Here is a 25,252-nt window from a genome sequence, read left to right on the forward strand (position 1 = left end):
TAATAGACTAAATAAATTATTAGACTTTGTCTAATAATTATGCTATAATATTATAATATTATGAATAATTTGTCAACATCTTTTTGAAAGAAGAGCCTTGATACTATTAATACTGGACTACCAGCTTGAAATATTCGATCTTTTTTGTATGGATTTCATAAATACAGTTAAAAGGTGTTACAACTTAAATTCATTAACTATTTCATTAAGATTTTGAGTAAGTTCTAATTGACATTTTGCAGTTAAAACCACCTGCTGTGTTATTGACTTCGTAGTTTTACTTATCTTTGTTTCCACTAGTTTGGCACTTTCTGATGATTTTTGTATTGTTTCAGACATACTTTGTACAGCTTCACCTACCTGTCCAGTTGTGGCTGTAATTTTCTCTGACATAGACGCTAATTCTTCTGACATTCTACTTACAAAATCGGAGTCATTGTAGTATTGTTTTCCCATCTTTCCAAACTCCTCAAATTGTGGATCAACGCTTTCATTTATAAATTTTAATACATCACTGCCATTCTCAGAAAGATTTTTAAATGCATTTTGAACTTTTATAATAGTATCTTGTATATTTGTTACTGCTTCTGAAGATTGCTCTGCAAGTGCTCTTACTTCTTCTGCAACTATAGCAAAGCCCTTACCATGTTCGCCTGCTCTAGCTGCTTCAATAGCTGCATTTTTGTCTCTGCATCTTTAATATTTGCAGCTATAAGTTTATCAAGATTATCCGTCACTGAATTTTTTAAATAAGTTATTTGTTTTAATTGATTAATTGCTTCATCAAATTTTCCTGCATCAATAGATTTTGCTATATCTTCCCTTAAAATACTATATTTCTGAAGCTGCTTTTTTAATATTAGCCACAGTTGCTTTTCTTTATCACCAATAGGCAATTTTTCATAGGCATTAACGTTATTTTTAATATTCTTTTCCAAATCAGGTTTTTATGGAGAGTTTCTTACATAAACCAAATCTGTAATATCACCTTCTATTTCTGTCAATATATATTTTATATCAGTCAAAATATAAACACTTTGTAAGTTACTGCTGTACATTTGCTGAGAATTTTTATCTATAGTTTTTGAAAGTGTTATATTAATGTTATATTAGTGATACCAATTAAGCTAACTAGTACAACAATAATGGCAAAAAATAGGATTAATTTTGTTTTAATCTTTACGTTTTTCAAAAAATTCATTATAATCTCCTCCATTTTCTGTCCTTACTCATAGCAGTCATATATACCTTCCTTTCTCTTTCTTGCTGCATTAGCACTTATATAAGATCCTTCCACTACATTTTTATAACCTTTCTTTATGATTATACTTTTAATATAGTCCGCATGGGGACATCTATTGGAATGATAATTATCATGTACCATACAAGATGATAAGTGAACTACAACTTCATCTTTAGTAATATCAGTTTTTTTATTTAATTTTTTGGACAAATGCTCTAATTTAGCAGCAATTCCTTTTCCACTGCATCCACCACAGGTAAAAGAAATATATCTTACAGCAGCATCATAATCTTTAAATGCTCCCTCTTTATTATAAAAAGCATTTGTGCATGCAAATCCACTACACCTTCTCTGTACAATATCACATTGGATAATAACAACACATTTAATATTCACAATTATTCCTCCCTCTTTTCTATTAATTATATTTTTAATCTGGTATAATATAAAGTACCAGTTTTAATATATTTTATGGTATCAGTTATTGGAGGATGTAAATAAATGATTGAAATCATGCCCATTTGGGATTACTCAAAAAATACTCCACTTTATGTGCAATTATATGAATATATCAAAAATGAAGATGATTATGATAGTGAATTTAGATATAAAGGGAAACCAGTTCCTTCTTTACAGGGACTAAGCAACAGTGAAAATGTTATTTATATGGGTACATTTTCAAAATCTTTAATTTTCTCAATTAGAATCAGTTATTTAGTTTTACCCCCCAAATTAATTCTAAAATATCAAGAACATTTTAAAATATACAAACAAACAGTCTCTAGGCTTCATCAAAATACACTCTATATATTTATGAGAGAGGGATATTTATCAAGGCATATAAATAAGATGAGAACATTATATCGAAAGAAGCATGAAATACTTCTTTCTGCAATTGACAAGTATATGAAAGAAAAAGTCGAAATCATTGGATCAGAATCAGGACTCCATATTTTATTAAAAGTTAAAAATGGAATGACAGAACATGAATTAATTCAATCTGCTCATAAGATGAAAGTAAAAATTTATCCAACTTCAATTCATTATGATCAATGTATACCAAATGAATTTCCTATGATTTTACTCGGTTTTGGTGGTTTGACCGAAATACAAATTGAAGAAGGCATTCAGATATTAAAAAAAGCATGGCTTATTTAATATCTAATTCACTTCTAGTTGCCATCTCTTAATTTATCGATATGAATTTTCTAGCTTAAAAATTACTTTATTCGCAAAAACATTTTTACAATAATGAGACACATTTAAATATTTAATGGTCGAATATTGCAAAAAATATCCAGAGAATAAAGTAATTTTTAGCTTGCAAACTCTAATGTAAGCTGTCTATGACTCCTCCACCAACAAGGATATCTCCATCATAAAATACTACAGACTGTCCTTTTGTAATAGCTCTTTGATTTTCATCAAACTCAACCTTAACCTTGTCTTCATCTATGGCACTTATAAGTGCATCAGCAGGCTTAGCTGAATATCTTATCTTTGCCTGTATCCTCATAGGCGTATTCAATTTTTCAAAAGGCATAAAATTTAAGTCCTTTGCAATTAATTTGTTTTTAAAAATATCTTTTTCTCCACCAAGAACAACTTCATTTTTAAGTGGATTTATGTCTATGACATACATTGGAATTCCAAATGCTATTCCAAGTCCTTTTCTCTGTCCTATTGTATAATAAGTAATTCCTCTGTGCTTTCCAAGGACTTTACCATGTTTATCTACAAAATTTCCTTCTTTCACCTTATTGGGAGCAACTCTTTTTATATATGAACCATGGTCGTTATCTGGAATAAAACATATTTCCTCACTGTCCTTTTTGTTGTGAACTGCAAGCCCTATCTTCTTTGCTATTTCTCTTATTTGTTCTTTTTTATAAATTCCACAGGGCATTAAAGTATGTTCTAGTTGAAATTGAGTTAAATTATATAATGCATAGGTTTGATCTTTTTTACTATCCTTTGACTTTTTAAGTACATATCTATCATTTACTTTTTCCACTGTAGCATAATGTCCTGTAGCCACGTAATCTGCCCCTAAATCCATAGCTCTTTTTAAAAGTTCATCAAATTTTATGTATTTATTACACGCTACACAGGGATTTGGAGTTCTTCCCTTTGTATATTCATCTATAAAATAATCTATTACACACTTTTTAAACTCATTTCTAAAATTCATAACATAATATGGAATGCCTAGGTTATACGCTACAAGTCTTGCATCATCTACAGCACTTAAAGAACAGCATCCACCTTCCATTCCTTCATAATATTTATCATCCTGCCATACCTGCATTGTAACTCCTATAACTTCATATCCTTGCTCTTTTAAAAGGTATGCTGCAACGGAACTATCAACTCCACCGCTCATACCTACTACTACTTTCTTCTTCATTTTATCACCTATTCTAATCAAAGTATTTTTAATCAATCTTTTATTTGCTGCCATTTTTTATTATTTTCTCTTAATTTTAAAACCGTATTACCTATTTCATTTATGACAAATTCCACTTCATTTTCTGTAGTATTTGCTCCTATAGTAAGCCTCAATGAACCCTTTGCTGCATCTCTTGATAATCCTATAGCTGTAAGTACATGAGATGGTTCTATTGCCCCTGCTGAGCAGGCGCTTCCAGTAGACACGCATATTCCGGCTCCATCTAAAGCCATAGCCAAAATCTCACCCTCTATAGAATCAAAAGTTATGTTTACGTTGCCTGGCAATCTATTGCTTTTATCTCCATTTAGTTTAGTGCCAGGTATTTTTAAAAGTCCTTCAATTAACTTATCTCTTAAATAAATCAGCCTATTACTTTCACTATCCATATTTTTTACAGCAATTTCAATAGCTTTTCCCATTCCAACTATTCCTGCAATATTTTCCGTTCCTGCTCTTCTTCCTCTTTCCTGTGCTCCACCATGAATTAAACTATCTATCTTAACTCCTTTTTTTATATAAAGAGCTCCCATACCTTTAGGTCCATAAAATTTATGGGACGCCATAGACAATAAATCTATATTCATAGCTTTAACATCAATCGGTACATTTCCCACTGCTTGAACTGCATCCGTGTGGAACAATATTCCCTTTTTTCTACAGAGACTTCCTATTTCTTTTATAGGTTCTATTGTACCTATTTCATTATTTGCAAACATAACAGATATAAGTATAGTATTATCTGTTATACTTTTTTCAATTTCATCTAAATTAGCTATTCCATATTCATTTACAGGAATAAAAGTTACTTTAAAACCATGCTCCTCTAAATACTTACAGGTATTTATAACTGCATGATGTTCTATACCTGTAGTTATTATATGATTTTCTTTACCTGCATTTGCAGATGCAATTCCCTTTATAGCCCAGTTGTCAGATTCAGAACCTCCATTTGTAAAAAATATTTCATCTCTATTTGCATTTATGGCATCTGCTATCTTTCCTCTAGCTTCAGTTATAGCCATTTTACTTTTTCTAGATATGTGATAAATAGAGGAAGGATTGCCAAAATACTCGGTAAAATATGGACGCATTTCTGCTGCTACTTCTGGTTTTACAAAAGTTGTAGCTGCATAATCCATATAGATTTCTCTTTTCATTATTACCTCTCCTATCAAGTGTACTTTTTATGTAGAAATCATAGTGATATACTATAATATACTATATCATATTTTTAAATATTGCTTTTGTCAACCATAGTTAATTGTATAAAAAGCTTAAATTATGATATTATAATTTTTATCAAGTATATAGGAAGGGATTTAAACTATGGGTTCAAAAATTAAAATTAATATATATGGAAATAAGGATGCAATAATAACTGGTGATCGCTGCAATAACAAACACAGTGCTTGTTCTGGAAAATGTGCAGGTTGTAAATCTACTAATGGCAACAAAAAAATACAGGTAAAAACTTTAGATTTATACTACAATCTAATAAATTTTTTAACTATAAATCATATGGAAGAAAATGTAGATATCCACTTTATAGAATTAGGTAAAAGCTCTCCTATAAATGAAGAATCCATAAAAGTGGAGAACCTGATAAAAAAGGGATTTGAACCACCTATAACAGTAATCGATGGAATAATAAGATATTATGCTGGTATATCCAATGTCTTAGTCTATAGAGATGTACTGGAATTAATCGAATAAAAGTAATATTTTGAAAAATTAGAAATTATACAAAATGTGTGGACAATAATGGAATTATTTTGTATAATTAAGACAAAGGTAGCAGAGTAAATATTATGCGTAAAGTGTTAGAGAATGGGAGGTTGTCTCTAAACGAAAAGCTTAAATAATTTTACTTTATAATTTAAAGCTTACGATATGATATTGCTTCCGCTGTTACATTAAAGAGATTTTGTACTTACCTCTTTTCTCTTTAATGTGACTACATTAAAGAGAAAAGAGGTGTTTCTATGTAAATTTTTAGCTCTGTGTAAATTAATTCAATATTATAACACTGGGGGTAAAAAATATGAAAAGTAGAATGAACACAAAATTTCTTGTTACTACCGCTGTTTTTGTTGCAGTTGCAGTTGTTTTGAGATCGTTTTCTATAGCACTAGCTGCAGGTGGCATACTCACTATGAGAATAAGTTTTGATGCCATATGTTATATAATGCCCGGTATCTTATTTGGACCATTATATGGAGGAATTTCAGGTGGATTAATCGATATTCTTGGCTATATAATAAGACCTATGGGTGGATATATCCCTTTGTTTACTATAACTAATATAGCAGCTGGTATTTTACCTGCACTTATATGGAGATATATTAAAAATACTGAAGAATATAAAGTAAGAAATTGTTATGTTGCTTTCTTTGGATTGCTCTTGGTAATAGGCTTTTTTAATTTTATCATAATGAAATTTGCATATCATACTACTTTAGGACAACTACTATTATCTTTAGGTAAAAAATCACAATATCTTAGTACCGGACTTCTGTTAATAGGTGCTATAGGCGTTATTATATTTATAATAAATGTATTTATTAAGAAAAGTATGGTAAAATCCTATGATTTTGTAAACAACAATTATTTCAAATTAATAATTGCAATTGGTATATCTGGAGTTTTAATATGCACTATAAATACTTATATATTGCTCATATTTACTCCTGCTCTCATGGCCAAAGGCTTTATGTTCTTATGGGTGCCTAGAATAATTGAAGCTCTTCTTATGACTATAGTAAATTCCTATATAACCTGTATGATTATGTATTGTTATAGTTTATTTCAAGGTAGGGTAGTAAAAAAAGCTTAAAATGTAAAAGAAATGGGATCAACCAAATGACCCCATTTTTTATTTCTCTGTTTACTCTTCTACTAGATCCGATATAGCTGCTCCTGGAGGTACAATAGGAAATACCTTTTCTTTCCTATCTATATCACATTCTATAATTACAGGTTCATCTAAGTCAAGAGCTTCCTTTAAGCATTTCTCTACCTGGCTATTGTCTTCTATCTTAAACGTCTTTATACCATACGCTTCTCCAAGTTTCATGAAATCAACATCTGGTCCAAGTTCTGTATTTGAAAACCTCTTGCCATAGAACATATCCTGCCATTGATACACCATTCCTAATGCACGATTATTTAAAAGCAATTGTACAATAGGAAGTTTATATTTGGCAACAGTAGCAAGCTCTATAGAATTCATTTTAAAACTTCCATCTCCTGCTACATTTATTACCTTTTTACCTGGATTACCCATAGATGCTCCTATAGAAGCTCCAAGTCCGAAGCCCATAGTTCCAAGTCCACCTGAAGATACAAATGTTCTTGGCATTAAGAATTTAAAATATTGTGCAGTCCAGATTTGATTTTGGCCAACTTCTGTAGTAACTATGCAGTCTCCTCCTGTAAGATTATACAAGGTATCCATTATAAACTTAGGACTTAATTTACATTCTTTAAAAGGTTCACACTGTTCACTTTTCCACTGTTTTATTTTCTCCATCCAATCTCTGTGGTCAGCCTTTTTTAACTTGCAATTAAGCTTTTGAAGTACCTCTTTCACATCTCCCTTTATTGCCACATCTATATCCACGTTTTTGCCAAATTCCTTAGGGTCAATGTCTATGTGTATTATTCTTGCTTTTGGAGCAAAGGCACTTACCTTGCTTATAACCCTATCACTAAACCTAGCTCCTATAGCTATTAATAAATCACAATTACTTACTGCATAATTTGAACAGCGGCTTCCATGCATTCCAACCATACCCATATAATATTCATTGTCTCCCGGGAAAGCTCCTATTCCCATAAGTGAACACGTAATTGGTGAATCTATTTTTTCTACAAGTTCCATCAATTCATTTTGAGCTCCTGATGTGACAGTTCCTCCACCTGAATAAATTACAGGTCTCTCACTCCTATTTATCATATCTATTGCCTTATTTAAATTATTTCCATACTCATCTAAATTAAAATATTTCTTTTCTTTAATTTCAGAAAGCTTGCTTCTAGAAGGCTCATATTCTACTTCAGCTGATTGTATGTCTTTAGGTATATCTACCACTACAGGTCCTGGCCTTCCGCTAGCTGCAATTTGAAATGCCTCTCTTACAGTATCAGCTAAATCCTCTACCTTCTCTACAATACAACTTTTCTTAGTTATGGAGGTAGTAATGTCTTTAATATTTACTTCTTGAAAGGAATCCTTTCCAAGAAGACTTCTCGCAACCTGTCCTGTAAATACTACGATAGGTACAGAATCCATATAAGCTGTAGCAATTGCTGTAACCGTATTAGTAGCTCCCGGTCCTGATGTTGCAATTACAACTCCTACCTTTCCTGTTGATCTTGCATATCCATCTGCAGCATGAGCAGCCCCTTGTTCATGTGAAGTAGATATGTGAGTTATTTTACCCTTAGCAGCATATAGTGCATCATAAATAGGTAAAACAGCCCCTCCCGGATATCCAAATACAGTATCTACACCTTGCTCCATCATACATTTTAATAGTACTTCAGCACCTTTTATTTTCATATCTAAGTCCCCCTTTTATTTATATATTGATCAATTATTTTATCAAAAATATAATAATTTATACTTAGTTAGATTAAGAAACAAATTGTTTGTTATTTTTTTCACATACTTATTTATTCTTTTTTTACACTTATTTACTTGCTTAAGCTAAAATTGCACCTTTTATATTATATTTATATAATATAAAAGACCAAACTTCTACCCTCTGGGGCGAGAAGTTTGGTCCGCGGTACCACCCAATTTTTTACTTAATTCAATTAACGACTTTGCCGGTATAACTTACTTATATTTCAGTTAAACAACTCCAGGGTGATTTTCACTAGCTAATAATTTATGAGCTTTCACCTAACCTCATTCTCTTTGAAATCCTTCACTAATTACTCTTCCCTATCCTAATTTTTACTATTTAATTTTCAATTTAATTACACTTTCACATTTAGTATATATTTCAATAATACTATTTTATTTTTTAAATGTCAATAACTTTTCTAAATTTTTAGAAAATAAATTCAAAAATATATGTGAATCCCTAAGCTGCTAAAAAATCAGGCCATGCTACATAAACATGGTCTGATAAACAGAATTTATTTTGCTGCATCTTGTGTACTTGCAAAATCTTCATCGTTCATAACACTATGACTATTCCCATATACAAAGTATATTATAAGTCCAATAACAAGCCATACTGCGAATCTCACCAAAGTTACCTTTTGCAGATTGATTATTAAGAAGGCACAAGCTATCATAGCAAAAATAGGTGTAACCGGTGAAAATGGAACTTTAAATGATCTAGGTCTATCTGGTTCTCTTTTTCTTAAAACTATAACTGATGCAGATACTATTATAAATGCTGCTAGTGTACCTATATTAGTTAGTTCTGAAACAACACTTATTGGTGTAAATCCAGCTATTATCATAGTTATAATACCAACAAGTAAAGTACTTTTTACAGGTGTATGGAATCTTTGATTAACCTGTCCAAATATTCTAGGTAAAAGTCCATCCCTTGACATTGCAAACAATACACGAGTTTGACCAAATAACATAACAATTAAAACTGAAGTCAATCCACAAATTGCACCAACTGAAACTAAAGCTGATCCCCAATTTATTCCTACTTGCTGAAGTGCAAAAGCTACTGGAGCTGCTGTATCTTTAAATTTCAGATATGGAACCATTCCTGTTAATATAGCTGATACTGCGATATATAATACAGTACAAATTATCAAAGATGCTATAATTCCTCTAGGTAAATCCTTCTTTGGATCCTTTACTTCTTCTGCTGCAGTGGAAACTGCATCAAATCCTATATAAGCAAAAAATATTACTGATGCCCCTGAGAAAACTCCCTTCCATCCATAAGGCATAAATGGATGCCAATTTGCAGGATGAACATGTCTAACACCTAATACTATAAATAAAAGTACTACTGCTAACTTTATAGCAACTATTATATTATTTGTAGCTGCACTTTGTTTTACACCTGCTACCAATATGCCTGTTATTACTACAAGTATAGCTACTGCTGGTAAGTTTATTAGTCCTCCTTCAAAAGGTGCTTTTGTAATAATATTGGGAAGTTTTATACCCAAATCCCCTAAAATACTAACAAAATATCCACTCCATCCAATTGCAACTGTACCAACTGAAAAAGCATACTCAAGAATTAAGTCCCATCCTATGATCCATGCCCAAAATTCTCCAAGTGCCGCATAACCATAAGTGTATGCACTTCCTGCTACAGGAACCATCGCTGCTATCTCTGCATAGCAAAGTGCTGCAAACCCACAAGCAAGTCCTGCTATAATAAATGAAATTACAAGTGCTGGTCCAGAATATTTTGCTGCTGCTATTCCTGTCAGTACAAATATCCCTGTACCTACTATTGCCCCTATACCTAACATAGTAAGCTCGAAAGCTCCCAATGATTTCTCTAAGGAATTCTTTCCCTTAGTCTCTGCCAAAAGACTTTCGATGGGTTTTGTTCTAAAAATATTTTTCATACGTCAATTGCCCCCCTAAATTTAACTGAAAAACAATACTGCAATTTTATAATGCCATGCCAGTATTATTTCTAAAAATGAATTTATTATTAATAATACCACCATTTTTTATACAATTCAATATAATTTTATGATTTTTTTATATATTTTTTTAATGTTTAATAATTTTAGTGGGTGTATATTTATAATTGTTTAATATACATATATGCATTGAAATGTATACTTTTTATTTATTCAATTATGCAAAATGCACTGATTATACAATTTATTTACGAATTGTATTTATCTGAATATTTAAAAAATAAATTAATTTTATACTGTTCTATACAGTATGTGAATTTTTTATGTTCATTATTAGTTGTATATTGTTTTCATAATAACAGTAAAAAAACTAGGTATAGTAAATTTACTATACCTAGTTTTTTAGGTGGAGCTAAACTCCACCTAATATTAAATTTTATATGTTTCTTTATATAGCGCTTTCATCAATTGAATCGTCTCCATTTACAGCGCTGTGTTTATACCCATATACAAAGTATAATACAAGTCCTATAACAAGCCATACTGCAAATCTTACCAAAGTTATCTTTTGCAGATTATATATCAAGAAAGCACAAGCTGCCATGGAAAGAATAGGTGTAACCGGTGAAAATGGAACTTTAAATGATCTAGGTCTATCCGGTTCTCTTTTTCTTAAAACTATAACTGATGCAGACACTATTATAAATGCTGCTAGTGTACCTACGTTAGTCAATTCAGAAACAACGCCTATTGGTGTAAATCCAGCTACAATCATAGTTATAACGCCAACAAGTAAAGTACTTTTTACAGGTGTATGAAACTTTTGATCAACGTGTCCAAATACTCTAGGTAAAAGCCCATCCCTTGACATTGCAAATAATATACGAGTTTGACCAAACATCATAACAATTAAAACTGAAGTCAATCCACAAATTGCACCAACTGAGACTAAAGCTGAACCCCAATTTATTCCTACCTGCTGAAGTGCAAAAGCTACTGGAGCTGCTGTTTCTTTAAATTTCAGATATGGAACCATTCCTGTTAATATAGCTGATACTACAATATATAACACAGTACATATTATTAAAGATGCTATAATTCCTCTAGGCAAATCCTTCTGTGGATTTCTTACTTCTTCTGCTGCAGTGGAAACTGCATCAAATCCTATATAAGCAAAGAATATTACTGATGCTCCTGAGAAAACTCCTTTCCATCCATAAGGCATAAATGGATGCCAATTTGCAGTATTAACATGGCTAACACCTAATACTATGAATAAAAGTACTACTGCTAACTTTATAGCTACTATTATGTTATTTGTAGTTGCACTTTGTTTTACACCTGCTACCAATATACCTGTTATTACTACAAGTATAGCTACTGCAGGTAAGTTTATTAGTCCGCCTTCAAAAGGTGCTTTTGTAATAGCTGTCGGAAGTTTTAGTCCCAAATCAGCTACGATAGTAGTAAAGTAACCACTCCATCCAATTGCAACTGTGCCAATTGCAAAAGCATATTCAAGAATTAAGTCCCAGCCTATAATCCAGGCCCAAAATTCTCCAAGTGCCGCATAACCATAAGTGTATGCGCTTCCCGCTACAGGAACCATAGCTGCTATCTCTGCATAGCAAAGTGCTGCAAATCCGCAAGCAAGTCCTGCTATAATAAATGAAATTACGAGTGCTGGTCCAGAATAATTTGCCGCTGCTATTCCTGTTAATACAAATATACCCGTACCTATAATTGCGCCTATGCCTAGCATAGTAAGTTCAAAAGAACCTAATACTTTGGACAAACCATCCTTTCCTTTAGTCTCTGCTAAAAGACTTTCAATAGGTTTGGTCCTAAAAATATTTTTCATACAGTATTTCCCCCTTGTAAATAAAATGAATAATGAATTATTTTTAAAATGAATATTTTATTAATCATATCATCATTTTTTGTATAATTCAATATTATTGAATAAAATTATAATAAAAAATAATGGGTATTTTTTATTATATTGTGAAATAATCCTTATATTTTTATACTTATTAAAAAATATACTTATATTTTTTGAATTGTAAATTTTTGTTTTATTCAATAATTTCTCTGTTATCTATTATATAATTTCTCATTTTAATTCAACTTATACATGAAAATCTCTTACCCATTAATTCATAAAGTGTAATAAAAATTAATAGTTATAGATGATTTTCCTCCCTTAAAACTATAGGACTTAACTTTCACAGTTTAAAAACTTTGTAAAGCAATATTTTCAAGAGGACAATTGATAGAGGATAGTAAAGGAGGATTTTAAAAGAAACTCATGTTCTTTTTGCTTCTCTTTGATACTTTCTAAGTAAGCAATTATCTTAAAATAATAGATTTTAGATACCTGCTTAAGCGATGTTTTGCATTAGCAAAACAAGCTTAAAAAAATAAATTAGTTTTCTGACATAAGGAAGAAAACTTACCTTCACTGTCCTATGTCCTCTGTCAATTGTCCTCTAAAAAGTTGTGTCGCAATTTTTTATATTAAGTCAAAATTTTATATGCGTGAAAGTTGAGTATAAGTAATTTAAAATATAGTTTTAAACTAGAAACTATATTTTAAATATGCAAGTTAAAGTCCATCATATTCCTTATTGGAACCATAATTGGACTTTTAATGCTCATTATAATCAGTCGAAAGTGTTATTTTATATACTATTGTCTATCACAAATTGGATACATTATATTTTTGGTAAAAAAAATATGAATAATTTCATATTTTTGCTTGCAATTAACCTTATATTTTAATATAATATAGTTATGAAATTTAGATATTAATGTGAGGTGAGGCAAATGAATATAATTTCTAATTTTAAGTTTCAATTAAATAAAGATAGGGTTATAAAGATGGTGCAGTCTTATGGTAAAATGCCTCAATATAATGAACTAGATAAGATGTACAAAAATTTACTACCTATACTAAAAGATCATTCAAATCCACTGGGAATTTTTAAAATGGAAGAAAAAGATGAAAGTATTAATTTAAATATGTTATCTAAATGCAAGTTTACAATATATTGTCTAATAACTTTAGGAGAAAAATGTACTAATAAAATAAATGAAATGTTTGAAAGTGGCAACTTTTATGAAGCCTTGCTACTAGATTCCATGTCTAGTAATTACCTATTCAACATGAGCTCTCAACTACATCATATTATATGCAGCAAAGCTTCTAAGATAAATTTAGGTATTACTCATAAAGTATCTCCTGGCGATGGAGAAATAGAATTAGAGTATCAAAATAATATTTTAAGCAAACTGAAAGATGCTGAATTTCACAATGTTAAAATGGTAAATAATTGCGTATATCCTCATAAATCCTTAACTTACGTTTATGGAGCCGACGCAAGCATATCTGTAAATGGAGATGACCACTGCTGTTCAAGGTGCAGCAATATATTTTGCAGTATGCGTCACATAGAAAAGGAAAATAATTATGCTGTAGAAAAGGCTATTAATTGTGCTTAATTAAGTTATTACTATAACATGCATTAAAAATGGCATGGCATATTTTAATAAAATGTACAATACCATTTTTAATGCAATTTACTCAATATCATTTAGCTAAATTTAATATTTTTACAATATCATCTTTATTTAGTTTTACAAATTGTCCTACAGTTTTAGTCCCATTATCCGTGCACTTATTAGCCATTTCTTCAATTTTATCTTCTCCTATACTTCCTTCTTTTAAAGTTACAGGTAACCCCATGCTCTTGAAAAATACTGTCATTCTCCTTATGCCTTCAAGTACAATATCTTCACAGGAACTATAAGATAAATCTACATCCCATACCCTTACTGCAAATTGTACAAATCTATTAATATCATGTTTATATACATATTTCATCCATGCAGGAAATACAATTGCAAGTCCTGCTCCATGTGCAATATCTGTTTCCCCGCTCAATTCATGTTCAATTTTGTGAGAAGCCCAATCACCTATTCTACCTGTACTAAGCACATCATTATGAGCTATAGTACCAGTCCACATAATTTCTGCCCTAGCATCATAATTTTTAGGATCTTTTAAGACTATTGGGGCATTATTTATAACATTTCTAAGTGAAGCTTCGCAAAGCCTATCAGTTAAATCTACATGTTTCACATTTGTAAAATATCTTTCCATTATATGTGCCATAATGTCACAAGCACCACAAGCAGTTTGATACTCTGGCAGTGTAAAAGTAAGTTCAGGATTCATAATTGAAAAAGCAGGTCTTATAAGTACCGTATTTAATCCTTTTTTAAACCAACCATCTTCATTCATAATAACAGAACTATTGCTAGATTCTGTACCTGTAGCAGGTAATGTTATTACAACTCCTACAGGAAGAGCCTCTTTTACTTCAGCTTTTCCCGTATAAAAATCCCATACATCTCCTTTGTAAGGTACTCCTACAGCAATAGCTTTAGCCGTATCTGCTGAACTCCCTCCTCCTACAGATAGTATAAATTTTATATTATTTTCTCTGCATAGTCTTATACCTTCTTTAACAGGTCCTAATCTTGGATTAGGTTTAATTCCTGGAAGTTCTATAAATTCAATGCCATTTTCTTTTAAGGACTTTATAACTCTATCATAGAGACCAGATCTTTTTATGCTTCCTCCCCCATAACAAAAAAGTATTTTATCTGACTTTGAATATTCCTTTACTTTACTTCCTACAAGATTTTCGGTATCCTTACCAAAAATAATTTCTGTAGCATTTTTAAAAATAAAGTTTTCCATAATAACATCCCTCACTTATTAATTTTTCTGATTATGCTAAACAATAAAATAGCCTTTATTATTTTAATTTCAATTTAGCCAATGCATCTGCTAAAGCTGAATTCATTGGAACTTCACTTTCTTTTTTCATCTTCTTCATATAATTTGCTACATCTCTTTTACTGTTCTTGCCTTGCTTATTATCAAATCTTTTATTAAAGGATGATGCCTTCTCTCTAAAATTACAATTATTATTTATACAAACATAAACTTGGCCGTCTCCATGTCCTCTAAGTTCCAATTTTTTATGACATTCAGGACATCTTGCATTAGTTAATTTTGCTAAATTTTCTCTATGGCCGCAAGCCCTATCTTGGCATACAAGCATTCTTCCATGCTTTCCATTTACCTCAAGCATATATTTACCACATTCAGGACATTTAGTTCCTGATAAATTGTCATGTCTAAATTTATCATGGCTTCCTTTTACATCTTCCACAAGCTTTACTGAATAATTCCTCATATTACCTATGAAGCTTTTATCATTTAGTTTTCCCTTACTTATCAAATTCAGGTCAGTTTCCCATTTTGCAGTTAAGAGTGGCGATTTTAAATCTTCTGGAACCAATTCCACAACCTGCTTTCCTTTAGAAGTTGGGATTATTTCCTTACCTTTTTTCTCTATATAAAAAGTATTAAACAATTTTTCAATTATATCAGCTCTTGTAGCAACTGTTCCAAGTCCACCTGTTTCTCCAAGAGTTTTTGCATATTCCTTATTCATATTAATATATTTTTGTGGATTTTCCATGGCAGATAACAATGTTCCTTCATTAAATCTTGCAGGTGGTTTAGTCTGTCCCTTATGCATTTTAACTGCTGTAAGCTTTATACTATCTCCTTTATTCAAGTCCGGAAGTACCTGTTCCTTTAATTGATTTTCATGCAGCCCATCATTATCATCAAAGTCTTCATCCTTATCATATACAGCTTTCCATCCCTTTGATTTAATTACCTTTCCACTAGCTGCAAAATTCTCTCCATTGATTTCTGCCTTTACAGTTGTTTGCACATATTCAAAAGGAGGAAGCATAACACTTAAAAATCTTTTAACTACTAAATCATACACTTTTCTTTCTTCATTACTTAACCTTGAAAGAATAACTCTTTCCTCTGTTGGAATTATAGCATGATGATCTGAAACCTTGCTATCATCTACAAAGCCCTTATGTGCTCTTATTTTTCCTCTCATAATCTCCATGGCAAATTTGCTATAATTTCCTACTGATATTGCTTTTAATCTCTCTGGCAACGTAGGTACTATATCAGCTGAAATATATCTTGAATCCGTTCTTGGATAAGTTAAAAATTTATAATTCTCGTATAACCTTTGCATTATAGAAAGTGTCTGCTTTGCAGAGTAACCAAAAAGTCTATTGGCATCTCTTTGAAGCTCTGTTAAATCATAAAGTGCTGGTGCATATTTTTTCTTATCGCATTTTATTACATCAAGTATTTTCCCATTTTGGCCATTAACTTTTGATACTACTTTATTTGCAAAGTTTTCATCAAAAGTATTAAAATGTCCATTACCATTTTGCCATTGAAGAGTATATCCATTGGCATTTCCAGTTATACTGTAGTAATCCTTTGGTTTAAAGTTTTTAATTTCCTCTTCTCTATGAACAATCATAGCTAGAGTTGGAGTTTGAACTCTTCCTGCTGAAAGCTGAGCATTATGCTTACAAGTTAATGCTCTTGTAACATTAAGTCCCACAATCCAATCTGCTTCCGCCCTACACTGTGCTGCTCTATATAAGTTATCATATTGTGAGGAAGGTTTTAAATTCCTAAAGCCTTCATTAATAGCTTTATCTGTTTGAGAAGAAATCCAAAGTCTTTTTATAGGCTTATTTACTCTAGCCTTTTCAATTATCCATCTTGCTACTAGTTCCCCTTCTCTTCCAGCATCTGTAGCAATAACAATTTCTGTTACGTCTTTTCTATTTAATTGTTCCTTTACTGCATTAAATTGTTTGCCAGTTTGTTTTATAACTACAAGCTTTAAATACTTAGGAAGCATTGGTAGATCTTCTAGCTTCCAAGTTTTATATTTATCATCATAAGCTTCTGGATCTGCTAAAGTAACTAGATGGCCCAAAGCCCAAGTTACAATATACTTTTCCCCTTCTAACCATCCATTGCCTTTTTTACGACATTTTAAGACCCTCGCAATTTCTCTTCCTACAGAAGGCTTTTCAGCCAATACCAATATTTTACCCATATTTATTTCCTTTCATGCTTTATTAATATCATTATATTTGTCTTTATTTATTAAATACAAAACAATGTTGGTTTAAAATTTACTATATTATTGTAAAAACTTCTATTTCATATTATACGATTTATTATACCTCTTTACAAGTTGAGCAGCCTGAATAGCTTCAGACTTCTCATATATAGGATTTATAACTTGAAAGTTAACTCATGCGATATTTTTAAAGAACAAAGTTCAAAGTTCAAATATCAAATAGGGATAATTTTCTTCCTAACGTCAGAAAATATTAAAATTATAGATTTCCTGAGGTACGATAGAAATCGTCTTTATCTGTTCTTTGTTATTTAAACTTTGTTCTTTTTAAAAGCTTTGCTTAAACTGCAAAACAAGGCTTTTAAGTATAACTTCAATTTTGTCATTACATTTCATGTATAAGTTTAAATTTTTAATTAGGCTAACTTAAAAATCAACTTATACGTAGTATAAGTTGATTTTTTGTTTAAAATATATTTTCAAGCATTAGTCTGGGTAATTCAGGTTTTTATCTGTGATATTTGTTAAAACTTCCTTTAGGAATTTATTTGCTAGATATTTTGCCATAGAAAGATTCATATCTAAATAATTTCCACAATCCTTTGCAGCTGCTCCAGGTACGTCTCCTTCAAAATCTGCAATAAACTTATACATTTCTTTAAGTAAGTCCACTACATCTTCTGACTTATAATCTCCTTCTAGTATTAAATAGAAGCCTGTCCTACACCCCATAGGTCCAAAGTACACAGTTTTAGATCCATACACTTTATGATTTCTCAAAAAAGTCGCACCTAAATGTTCAATAGTATGAACTTCTGCTGTATTCATAACAGGCTCAAAATTTGGTCTTGTCATTCTTATATCAAAAGTAGTCAGGACTACATCTTTAAACTTATCTTTTCTCGATACATAAACACCTGGCTGTAATTTTAAATGATTAACTGTAAAACTTGCAATTTTTTCCATTGCCTATCGCCTCCTAAAACTAATTGTATATTAGCATTTATATCCTTTTGCGTCAAACGATTATCTCTTTTCAATTGCAATGATCATAGGCGGATTATTAACCTGATTTGTAAAACATAAATTGACTACGTTATATTCCTTTTGATTTAATTTTTCTGTATATTTCTCCAGTTCTTCTTTTTCAAACTTTCCCTCTTCATGTCCATAATATACAACTAAAATTATTATTCCATTTTTACATATTAATTTCAAAGTTTTTTTAAGTGCAGCCAGTGTAGTTGCTGATTTTGTTGTAACAGAATGTTCCCCTTTAGGCAAATATCCCAAATTGAAAATAACGAGATTTACTTTATCTTTTACATATTTGTTCATGTTTTCATGACCATCATGTATTAATTTTACCCATTCAGATACATTGTTTTTCATTAACTTTTCCTTTGTATTTTTAAGGGCAGTTTCCTGTATATCAAAAGAATAAACTTTTCCAGAGCTTCCTACAAGTTCTGCTAGAAGTTCCGTATCATTTCCATTTCCCATAGTAGCATCCACTGCTATATCACCTTTATTAAGTTTTCTTTTACATATATCCCTAGCTATATTAACTGCATTTGTAAAATAATTTTGCATCAAGTACCAGCTCCATAACTTTTACTAAAACATTATAGTAATAATTTCTATATCATATTATACATCTAATCTGTAAATTTAAAAGCCCATACTTTCCTTTATCTATATATGAAGTAAAAATATATCATACCAACCTAACTTTTTCACTTTTTTCTATTTGTACAACTTTACCATCTTGAATAACTAAAGTTATTGATCCATAGTTAACTACTTTTAGCATATCCAACAATCTATCCAGATCCTTTTCTGAAATACCCCTGCAGAGTCTTTTTTTATCCACCATTATCCCTCCCCAATATCGCTTTATATTTGTTAATAAAAAAACTTCCTGCAGATGAAATGCAAGAAGTTATTAATTCTCTCTAATCTCTCATCTTTCAGGTATATTCCTGTTGGAATTAGCACCTTGAATATATTTCACTATATCCAGGTTGCCGGGCATCATAGGGCCAGTCCCTCCGCCGCTCTTGATAAGAATAATATTAAATTATTATAATTATACAATATTATTATCCATTTATCAACGTCTAATTTTTCTCTCATTTTATTTATGATTGAATTGTGATAATGTTTAGTATATCGTATTTGATTATATCCTAAGTAAATTAATAAAGTTAAATAAAAACCCTTTTTCACAAAATAAATTTGATAAAAAAGGGTTATATCTACTGTAGTTACATGACTTCCTCTCTCATCTTCCTTCAAGTTACTTCAACCAAATGTTTTGGGCAGTTATATAAACTAAGCACTGGCACTAACTATAGTAGTATATATTTTTTCAAGCAAGGTAAGAGCTCCTCTGTAACCTATATATGATTTTGATATAACCACCTCATAAGATGCTGGGAATCCTATTTCCACTATAAATCCCTTTAATTCTTTAGCCAAATCTCTTTCCCAAGTAGTACCAAAAATAATAGGAGGCTTGTGTCCAAAATCAGTTTTCCTCAACTTATCATGTATTGTATAGCTATCTTCTTCAAATTCCACATCTGTTGAAACATCCTCTGCTATATTTTTATACTGCTCTTTTATAAGATCTCTGTATTTTTCTGGTGGATTATCAGTAATAATTTGTTTTGCAGGTATAAGTCCAAGCTGATTTATTAAAAATTTTGTTACCGCCAAATTATAGGCGCTGTCACCTACAACTGCAAATTTAGCAGGTAGTCCCCACCAATACTCTGCATAAAAGTCAGAAAAATCTTCCAGATACTCATAATATTTTCTTTCTTCCTTCTCAATAAATTCTTCTGCCTTATTTTTATCTATGCCTGCAAAATCCACTACCTTTCTTAAGAAACTGCTTGTTTCCTTTGCTCCTATAGGGATTGTAGGAATATGCAGATATGGCTGTCCATACTTCTTTTTTAAATGTTCTGCAGTTTTAAGTCCAAGCCATGGGGAAAGCACAAGGTTAAACTGTGCCTTTTTGATATTTTTCCATTCTGAAACTCCACTACTCTCATGTCCAAATAAAATATTGACTTCAAAACCTACACCTTCCAGAATTCTTTTAATTTCTGTAAGGTCTCCCCTCCAAAAAGTATTATGATATGGAAGAAGTGACCAGACATTTACAAGTCCTTTTTTCAAAGGTCCCTTATAATCTCCTACATACTGATCAATAATAGCTTCTGTTACAAGCTCATGCCCAATAAAATTATTTCCTTTGAATCCTCCTGTTTCAGCATATACCACAGGAAGATTTCTATCTTGAAATTCACTTACTACAGCTCCTACATCATCTCCTACGGTATCTGGTATGCATCCTGTCATAACTACGAATAAATCTGCATCAAGAACTTTAAAGGATGATTCAATTAATTCCCTCAGTCTATCTTCGCCTCCAAATACAACTTCTTTTTCATGTATATTGGTGCTTGGTACAACAGATGCTCCTCCATAGCCTCCTCCTTGAAATCCATTATAAAAAGATATATTGGAAGTTTGCTTATCTGCACATCCAGGACCGCAGTGAGTAATTGGAATAACCCTTGGAATTGCAAAGGCACTGTGCATTGCCCCAATGGCACATCCATATCTGACCTGTTCTATTGAATTTGATTTCTCTACATTTTTTGTATTTGTCACTATTTTCACTCCTATTCCACTGCATAATTTTGCTTTTCAAGTATATATGGGTCTTTCTGATCAAGCCACCATTTTGTATAAGGCAATTTTACATGTTCTTTCAAATCTTGATGAAACTTTTTGTGAGCTAATATTTCAAGAATTGTTTCCCCTAAATTTAAAATTCCCTGATAACCTACAGCATGATGTTCATCCCCAAGTGGTGCTGCTGGAATTCCCATACGAGATGCAAGAGGTGCCAATCCATTATGTCTTATAAGAATAAAATCTGGATTAACTTCTTTTAATAGTCCATAAAATTGATACTGCTGTCTGTTGCTCACACTAAATTTAGGAACATCATCATAGTTATCTACTAAAAATTTCAGAGAATCCTTATTTGGATCATTGCTGTCATATACAGGATCATGGTGAAATACAAGAGAACCATCCACTTGAACTCCTAGTTCTTTAAGTACTGCAATAAGTCCATGGGAATATGCCGAACCTGTAGCTGCATAACCTTTTTTCCCTTTTAGAAGTTCTCTAAGCTCTTTTAGCCTTGGTGCTATTCTCTTATGTTCTCTCTCTATATAAGCTTCTGCCTTTTCTTCCCTATGGGTAACCTTGGCAATTTCTCTTATCCAGGCATCAGTTCCTGCAATTCCATAAGGCTGTGGAGCTTTAACCTCCGGTACTCCAAACTGTTCTTCCAGAACAGCTGCCATATAAGAAGACAACGTATGACAAAATGTAACAGTTGCAGCAGCCTCTGAAAGCTTCTCCAGATCTTCTACTTTAGCTAAATCAATAACATAATTTACTTCAAGACCAAGTTCTTTTAGTATAGGAGTAAACACATCACTTCCCCAAAGATTAATTACATTTATAAGATTTTTTTGTTTTTTAGGATTTTTATTTACTATTTGTCTTAAAATACCGTGTTGTGTAGCATCAAAACCTGTGCTCCAGTGCTTTGACATAAAGCCTTCACATGGCATTGGTATAACAGGTATTTTAAGTTCTTCTTGCATTTTAACTGCAACGCTGTCTACATCTTCACCTATAATTCCAGAAGCACATGAAGTGCCAACAAAAATTGCTTTAGGGTGATGTCTATTCCATGCATCCCTTATAGATTGCTCTAATTTGCCAAGTGCACCAAATACCATATCAGTTTCTTTTATATTAGTATTTATTATTTGTATATTTTCAATAGGTAAATTTCTAATGGCAAGACCATTTCTATATATTGAATTATATGCTACCTGTCCTGTTCCACAACCTATTGGTGCATGTTGAATTAATACTGCATCTCTTACATTTCCAGCCTGACATTCTACCATTTGTTCACTGCAGGTTGAACCTTGTGTAAATGGCCCTGAGGCTTCACACAATCTTTTTCCTCCATTTCCCTTGCAGCCTGCACATGTATAGGCAGAATCCCTGGAAAGCTCAGAAGCTTTTCCAGTTTTCCATCCAATAATAGTTCCAAGTCGCTGCTCACGTGTTTTTACTACTGAAGTTTTAAGATTAAATTTCATTAATTTTACCTCCTCATTGAATTTCTAATGATGATATCTTATACTACCTGCTCTACCAGTCCATGAGCTAAAAATATTTCTTCCAGCTTTTTTTGTGACATTGGCTTTGGAATTACAAAATTTTCATTCTTTTCTATTGCCTCTGCCAGGGATCTATATTCTCTTGCCTGGTTTGATTCAGGATCAAATTGTATTACTGTTTGTTTATTGATTTCTGCCCTTTGAACTACATTATCTCTTGGTACAAAATAAATAAGCTGCGTACCTAGTTCCTCTGCAAATGCCTCCAAAAGCTCTTCTTCATTGTCTACCTTTCTGCTGTTGCATATAATTCCACCTAATCTAACTCCACCTTTATTTGCATACTTTTTTATTCCCTTTGATATATTGTTTGCTGCATACAGTGCCATCATTTCACCACTTGCTACAATATATATTTCCTTTGCCTTTCCTTCACGAATTGGCATAGCAAATCCTCCGCATACAACATCTCCTAAAACATCATAAAAAACATAATCCAGATCTTCTGTATACGCACCCAGTCTTTCGAGCATGTTTATGGAAGTTATGATACCCCTTCCTGCACACCCTACACCCGGTTCAGGTCCTCCTGATTCTACACATTTTATACCATTAAAACCTTCTTTTAATATATAATTTAGATCTACGTCTTCACCTTCTTCTCTCAACGTATCAAGTACTGTCCTCTGTGCAAGTCCTCCCAAAAGCAGCCTTGTAGAGTCTGCCTTTGGATCACATCCAACTACCATAACCTTTTTTCCTATTTCAGATAAACCTGCAGTTAAATTTTGTGTAGTTGTAGATTTACCTATTCCACCTTTTCCATAAATAGCTATTTGTCTCATTTATATATTCCTCCTAATTTAAAAATAAAAAAATAGAGACTAAATAAAATATAAATTTCATTTAGCCTCTGGTTTTCCAGTCAACTAATAATTAATTTACTCACCTTTTTTAAGTAATTTTGCAGCTTTTCTTATGCCTTCATTTATTTCCTGGTACATTTGAAATAATCTTATGCCCTTTTCATGCAGTCTATCTATAGGTTCAAATCCTGCTCTAACTACAAGTACTGCATTACAGTCAATTACACTTTTTATTATATTTTTTATTCTATCCTCATGTTCTCCACAGTCATATCCCCCACTACAGTATCTATTTACCTTTCTCTTTTCCCTAAATTTAATTTCATCATTTATCACGTCATATATATAAAATTCCGTTGCATGTCCAAAATGTTCATCTATACTTACACCTGATTTACTTGCAACAGCAAATCTATACTTATAGCTTTTCAATTGAATTATATTTTTATCCTCTAAGTTGTTTTCACTATTTTGTGAACTTTCTGTGCTTTCTCTGAACTCGCCTGATACATCATTATCCAAGGTTCCTATAGCATCTGCCCTGCACTGCCTGCAGTGATACATCTGTTTTAATGTTAACTCACAATCTCTTCTCATATCATTCAATTCCACTTCAGTTACTGTAGGATTATTCTCAAATACACTTCCCTTAACAGGTATGAGAGGCATAATATTTGTCATATATGCTCCACATTCCTTAACTTTCTTTACTATTTCAGGGATATGCAGATCATTAATTCCCTTTATCATAACTATATTTACTTTGCATACTATTCCTTTTCGTGCAGCATATTTAAGTCCTGACAATTGATTATTTAAAAGTACTCTTCCTGCCTCTTCTCCAACAAAAACATCTCCTAAATAGTTTACAAATTTATATATTTTCCCACCTATTTTAGGATCAACTTCATTTATAGTTACAGTCAAATGTGTAACTCCTAATTCTATTAATTTGTCTGCATAAAAAGGAAGCATTAAACCATTAGTTGAAAGACAAAAAGTAATATCTTTTGATTCTTTCTTTATTAATTCTATGGATTTTTTAGTCTCATCAAAATTTGCAAGAGGATCACCAGGCCCTGCTATACCTACTACTGTCAAATTCTTTACCTTATCCCTTACTATTTTAAATTTGTCTCTAGCTCCTTCAGGTGTTAATACTTCACTTGTTACTCCAGGTCTGGTTTCATTTACACAATCATATTTTCTATTGCAAAAATTACAACTTACATTACACTTTGGAGCCACAGGTATATGCATTCTTGCATATTTATGGGCAATACAATTATAACAAGGATGTGTAAGTGTCTTTTCACTAATAGGTTTTATTGCAAGCTCTTTACTCATATTTTATTATCTCCTTTTCTACATCAAGTGATTCTTAGGTTCAGGTGGAGTTTGCTTATAAGGAATACCTTTTCTCCATCTGAACCTTATTAACAGTATTCTTAGTGTCTTTAGCACTTAGAATACGTTATCCTTTAGGGGAAGAACTTATCCAGGCGCGTAGCAGTGCTTATCCCCGACTTTGAAAAAGATGGGGGTGTTAGCAATGGTAGCGATCGGATAAAAAGGGCCAAAGCAATATTTAAATTACTTTAGCCTTCAGTTTTCTGATCAACTAAATTTTTACTTAACTACATATTAATCCATTAATTATTTCAATAAAAAAGGCCAAGTTTCACACCATAGAAAAATCTTGCCCTCGAAATTTTTCTATGTAGATAAATGAAACTTGACCTCTAGTTTTCTAGTCAACCAATAGACATTTAATGCATTATTTTAAATAAAACTTCTTATTTTAAAATCGGATGAGTGCT

General features: G+C 31.6%; 19 protein-coding genes, 2 pseudogenes, 2 riboswitches and 1 other annotated feature. Of the genes and pseudogenes, 4 read left to right on the forward strand and 17 right to left on the reverse strand.

Translation table 11 applies throughout. The features are described from left to right. Positions 1-177: 177 nt before the first annotated feature. The 3 genes and pseudogenes from WY13_RS22220 to WY13_RS14530 all read right to left on the reverse strand — a co-directional run. Positions 178-681: pseudogene (locus WY13_RS22220) on the reverse strand (methyl-accepting chemotaxis protein); the annotation flags it as partial. Beyond that, positions 627-1,058: pseudogene (locus tag WY13_RS22225) on the reverse strand (MCP four helix bundle domain-containing protein). The pseudogenes WY13_RS22220 and WY13_RS22225, both read right to left, overlap by 55 nt. 167 nt (positions 1,059-1,225) lie before the next feature. Continuing rightward, positions 1,226-1,639, reverse strand: a complete 414-nt coding sequence (locus WY13_RS14530) for a CGGC domain-containing protein (RefSeq protein WP_063556335.1) — start codon at positions 1,637-1,639, stop codon at positions 1,226-1,228. A gap of 105 nt (positions 1,640-1,744) precedes the next feature. Between WY13_RS14530 and WY13_RS14535 the strand changes: the two genes are divergently transcribed. Then, positions 1,745-2,401, forward strand: coding sequence for a PLP-dependent aminotransferase family protein (locus WY13_RS14535; RefSeq protein WP_082848528.1), 657 nt, complete (start codon positions 1,745-1,747; stop codon positions 2,399-2,401). A 172-nt stretch (positions 2,402-2,573) separates the two neighbouring features. Here the strand turns inward: WY13_RS14535 and mnmA are convergent, their stop codons facing one another. After that, positions 2,574-3,650, reverse strand: coding sequence for a tRNA 2-thiouridine(34) synthase MnmA (gene mnmA, locus WY13_RS14540; protein WP_063556508.1), 1,077 nt, complete (start codon positions 3,648-3,650; stop codon positions 2,574-2,576). A gap of 32 nt (positions 3,651-3,682) precedes the next feature. Continuing rightward, on the reverse strand, positions 3,683-4,852 hold the full coding sequence (nifS, locus tag WY13_RS14545) for a cysteine desulfurase NifS (protein WP_063556336.1): 1,170 nt from the start codon (positions 4,850-4,852) through the stop codon (positions 3,683-3,685). Positions 4,853-5,021: 169 nt separating this feature from the next. Between nifS and WY13_RS14550 the strand changes: the two genes are divergently transcribed. Beyond that, positions 5,022-5,408 (forward strand): hypothetical protein, encoded by a 387-nt coding sequence (locus tag WY13_RS14550; RefSeq protein ID WP_063556337.1) that lies wholly within the window; start codon positions 5,022-5,024, stop codon positions 5,406-5,408. 80 nt (positions 5,409-5,488) lie between these two features. Further along, positions 5,489-5,605: riboswitch (THF riboswitch) on the forward strand. Between the two features lie 131 nt (positions 5,606-5,736). Then, positions 5,737-6,528 carry a folate family ECF transporter S component gene (locus tag WY13_RS14555; protein ID WP_063556338.1) on the forward strand — a complete coding sequence of 264 codons (792 nt, stop codon included), beginning with the start codon at positions 5,737-5,739 and terminating at the stop codon, positions 6,526-6,528. A 51-nt stretch (positions 6,529-6,579) separates the two neighbouring features. Here WY13_RS14555 and ilvB read toward each other — a convergent pair whose 3' ends face one another. The 3 genes from ilvB to WY13_RS14570 all read right to left on the reverse strand — a co-directional run bounded on the left by ilvB (position 6,580) and on the right by WY13_RS14570 (position 12,141). After that, positions 6,580-8,256, reverse strand: a complete 1,677-nt coding sequence (gene ilvB, locus WY13_RS14560) for a biosynthetic-type acetolactate synthase large subunit (protein ID WP_063556339.1) — start codon at positions 8,254-8,256, stop codon at positions 6,580-6,582. Positions 8,257-8,459: 203 nt separating this feature from the next. Further along, positions 8,460-8,659: a binding site (T-box leader), on the reverse strand. A 181-nt stretch (positions 8,660-8,840) separates the two neighbouring features. Then, positions 8,841-10,259 (reverse strand): amino acid permease, encoded by a 1,419-nt coding sequence (locus WY13_RS14565; protein WP_063556340.1) that lies wholly within the window; start codon positions 10,257-10,259, stop codon positions 8,841-8,843. A gap of 469 nt (positions 10,260-10,728) precedes the next feature. Next, positions 10,729-12,141: an amino acid permease gene (locus WY13_RS14570; RefSeq protein ID WP_063556341.1), complete on the reverse strand. Its 1,413-nt coding sequence runs from the start codon at positions 12,139-12,141 to the stop codon at positions 10,729-10,731. A gap of 965 nt (positions 12,142-13,106) precedes the next feature. On the opposite strand from WY13_RS14570, the gene WY13_RS14575 reads away from it, so the two are divergent. Then, entirely contained in the window at positions 13,107-13,781 is a 675-nt protein-coding gene (locus tag WY13_RS14575) for a hypothetical protein (RefSeq protein ID WP_063556342.1), read from the forward strand. Between the two features lie 88 nt (positions 13,782-13,869). On the opposite strand, the gene WY13_RS14580 is transcribed toward WY13_RS14575, so the two are convergent. The 9 genes from WY13_RS14580 to nifB all read right to left on the reverse strand — a co-directional run bounded on the left by WY13_RS14580 (position 13,870) and on the right by nifB (position 24,779). Then, positions 13,870-15,045 (reverse strand): iron-containing alcohol dehydrogenase, encoded by a 1,176-nt coding sequence (locus WY13_RS14580; RefSeq protein ID WP_063556343.1) that lies wholly within the window; start codon positions 15,043-15,045, stop codon positions 13,870-13,872. Between the two features lie 58 nt (positions 15,046-15,103). Further along, positions 15,104-17,308, reverse strand: a complete 2,205-nt coding sequence (locus tag WY13_RS14585; RefSeq protein ID WP_063556344.1) for a DNA topoisomerase III — start codon at positions 17,306-17,308, stop codon at positions 15,104-15,106. A gap of 513 nt (positions 17,309-17,821) precedes the next feature. Next, positions 17,822-18,301, reverse strand: coding sequence for an S-ribosylhomocysteine lyase (locus WY13_RS14590; protein WP_063556345.1), 480 nt, complete (start codon positions 18,299-18,301; stop codon positions 17,822-17,824). Between the two features lie 60 nt (positions 18,302-18,361). Then, positions 18,362-18,928, reverse strand: coding sequence for a class I SAM-dependent methyltransferase (locus WY13_RS14595; protein ID WP_192845040.1), 567 nt, complete (start codon positions 18,926-18,928; stop codon positions 18,362-18,364). Between the two features lie 124 nt (positions 18,929-19,052). Further along, positions 19,053-19,211, reverse strand: a complete 159-nt coding sequence (locus tag WY13_RS20685; RefSeq protein WP_081442060.1) for a YezD family protein — start codon at positions 19,209-19,211, stop codon at positions 19,053-19,055. 84 nt (positions 19,212-19,295) lie between these two features. Continuing rightward, positions 19,296-19,405: riboswitch (SAM riboswitch) on the reverse strand. 264 nt (positions 19,406-19,669) lie between these two features. Further along, entirely contained in the window at positions 19,670-21,022 is a 1,353-nt protein-coding gene (locus tag WY13_RS14600; protein ID WP_063556347.1) for a nitrogenase component 1, read from the reverse strand. 11 nt (positions 21,023-21,033) lie between these two features. Beyond that, complete coding sequence (locus tag WY13_RS14605; RefSeq protein WP_063556348.1) at positions 21,034-22,545, reverse strand: nitrogenase component 1; 1,512 nt, start codon at positions 22,543-22,545, stop codon at positions 21,034-21,036. A 38-nt stretch (positions 22,546-22,583) separates the two neighbouring features. Then, positions 22,584-23,411 carry a nitrogenase iron protein gene (nifH, locus tag WY13_RS14610; RefSeq protein WP_063556349.1) on the reverse strand — a complete coding sequence of 276 codons (828 nt, stop codon included), beginning with the start codon at positions 23,409-23,411 and terminating at the stop codon, positions 22,584-22,586. A 96-nt stretch (positions 23,412-23,507) separates the two neighbouring features. Next, a complete protein-coding gene (gene nifB / locus WY13_RS14615; RefSeq protein WP_063556350.1) occupies positions 23,508-24,779 on the reverse strand; it encodes a nitrogenase cofactor biosynthesis protein NifB in 1,272 nt (423 codons plus the stop codon). Positions 24,780-25,252 lie beyond the last annotated feature (473 nt).

This window comes from Clostridium ljungdahlii (assembly GCF_001636845.1).
GTDB classification, from domain to species: domain Bacteria; phylum Bacillota; class Clostridia; order Clostridiales; family Clostridiaceae; genus Clostridium_B; species Clostridium_B ljungdahlii_A.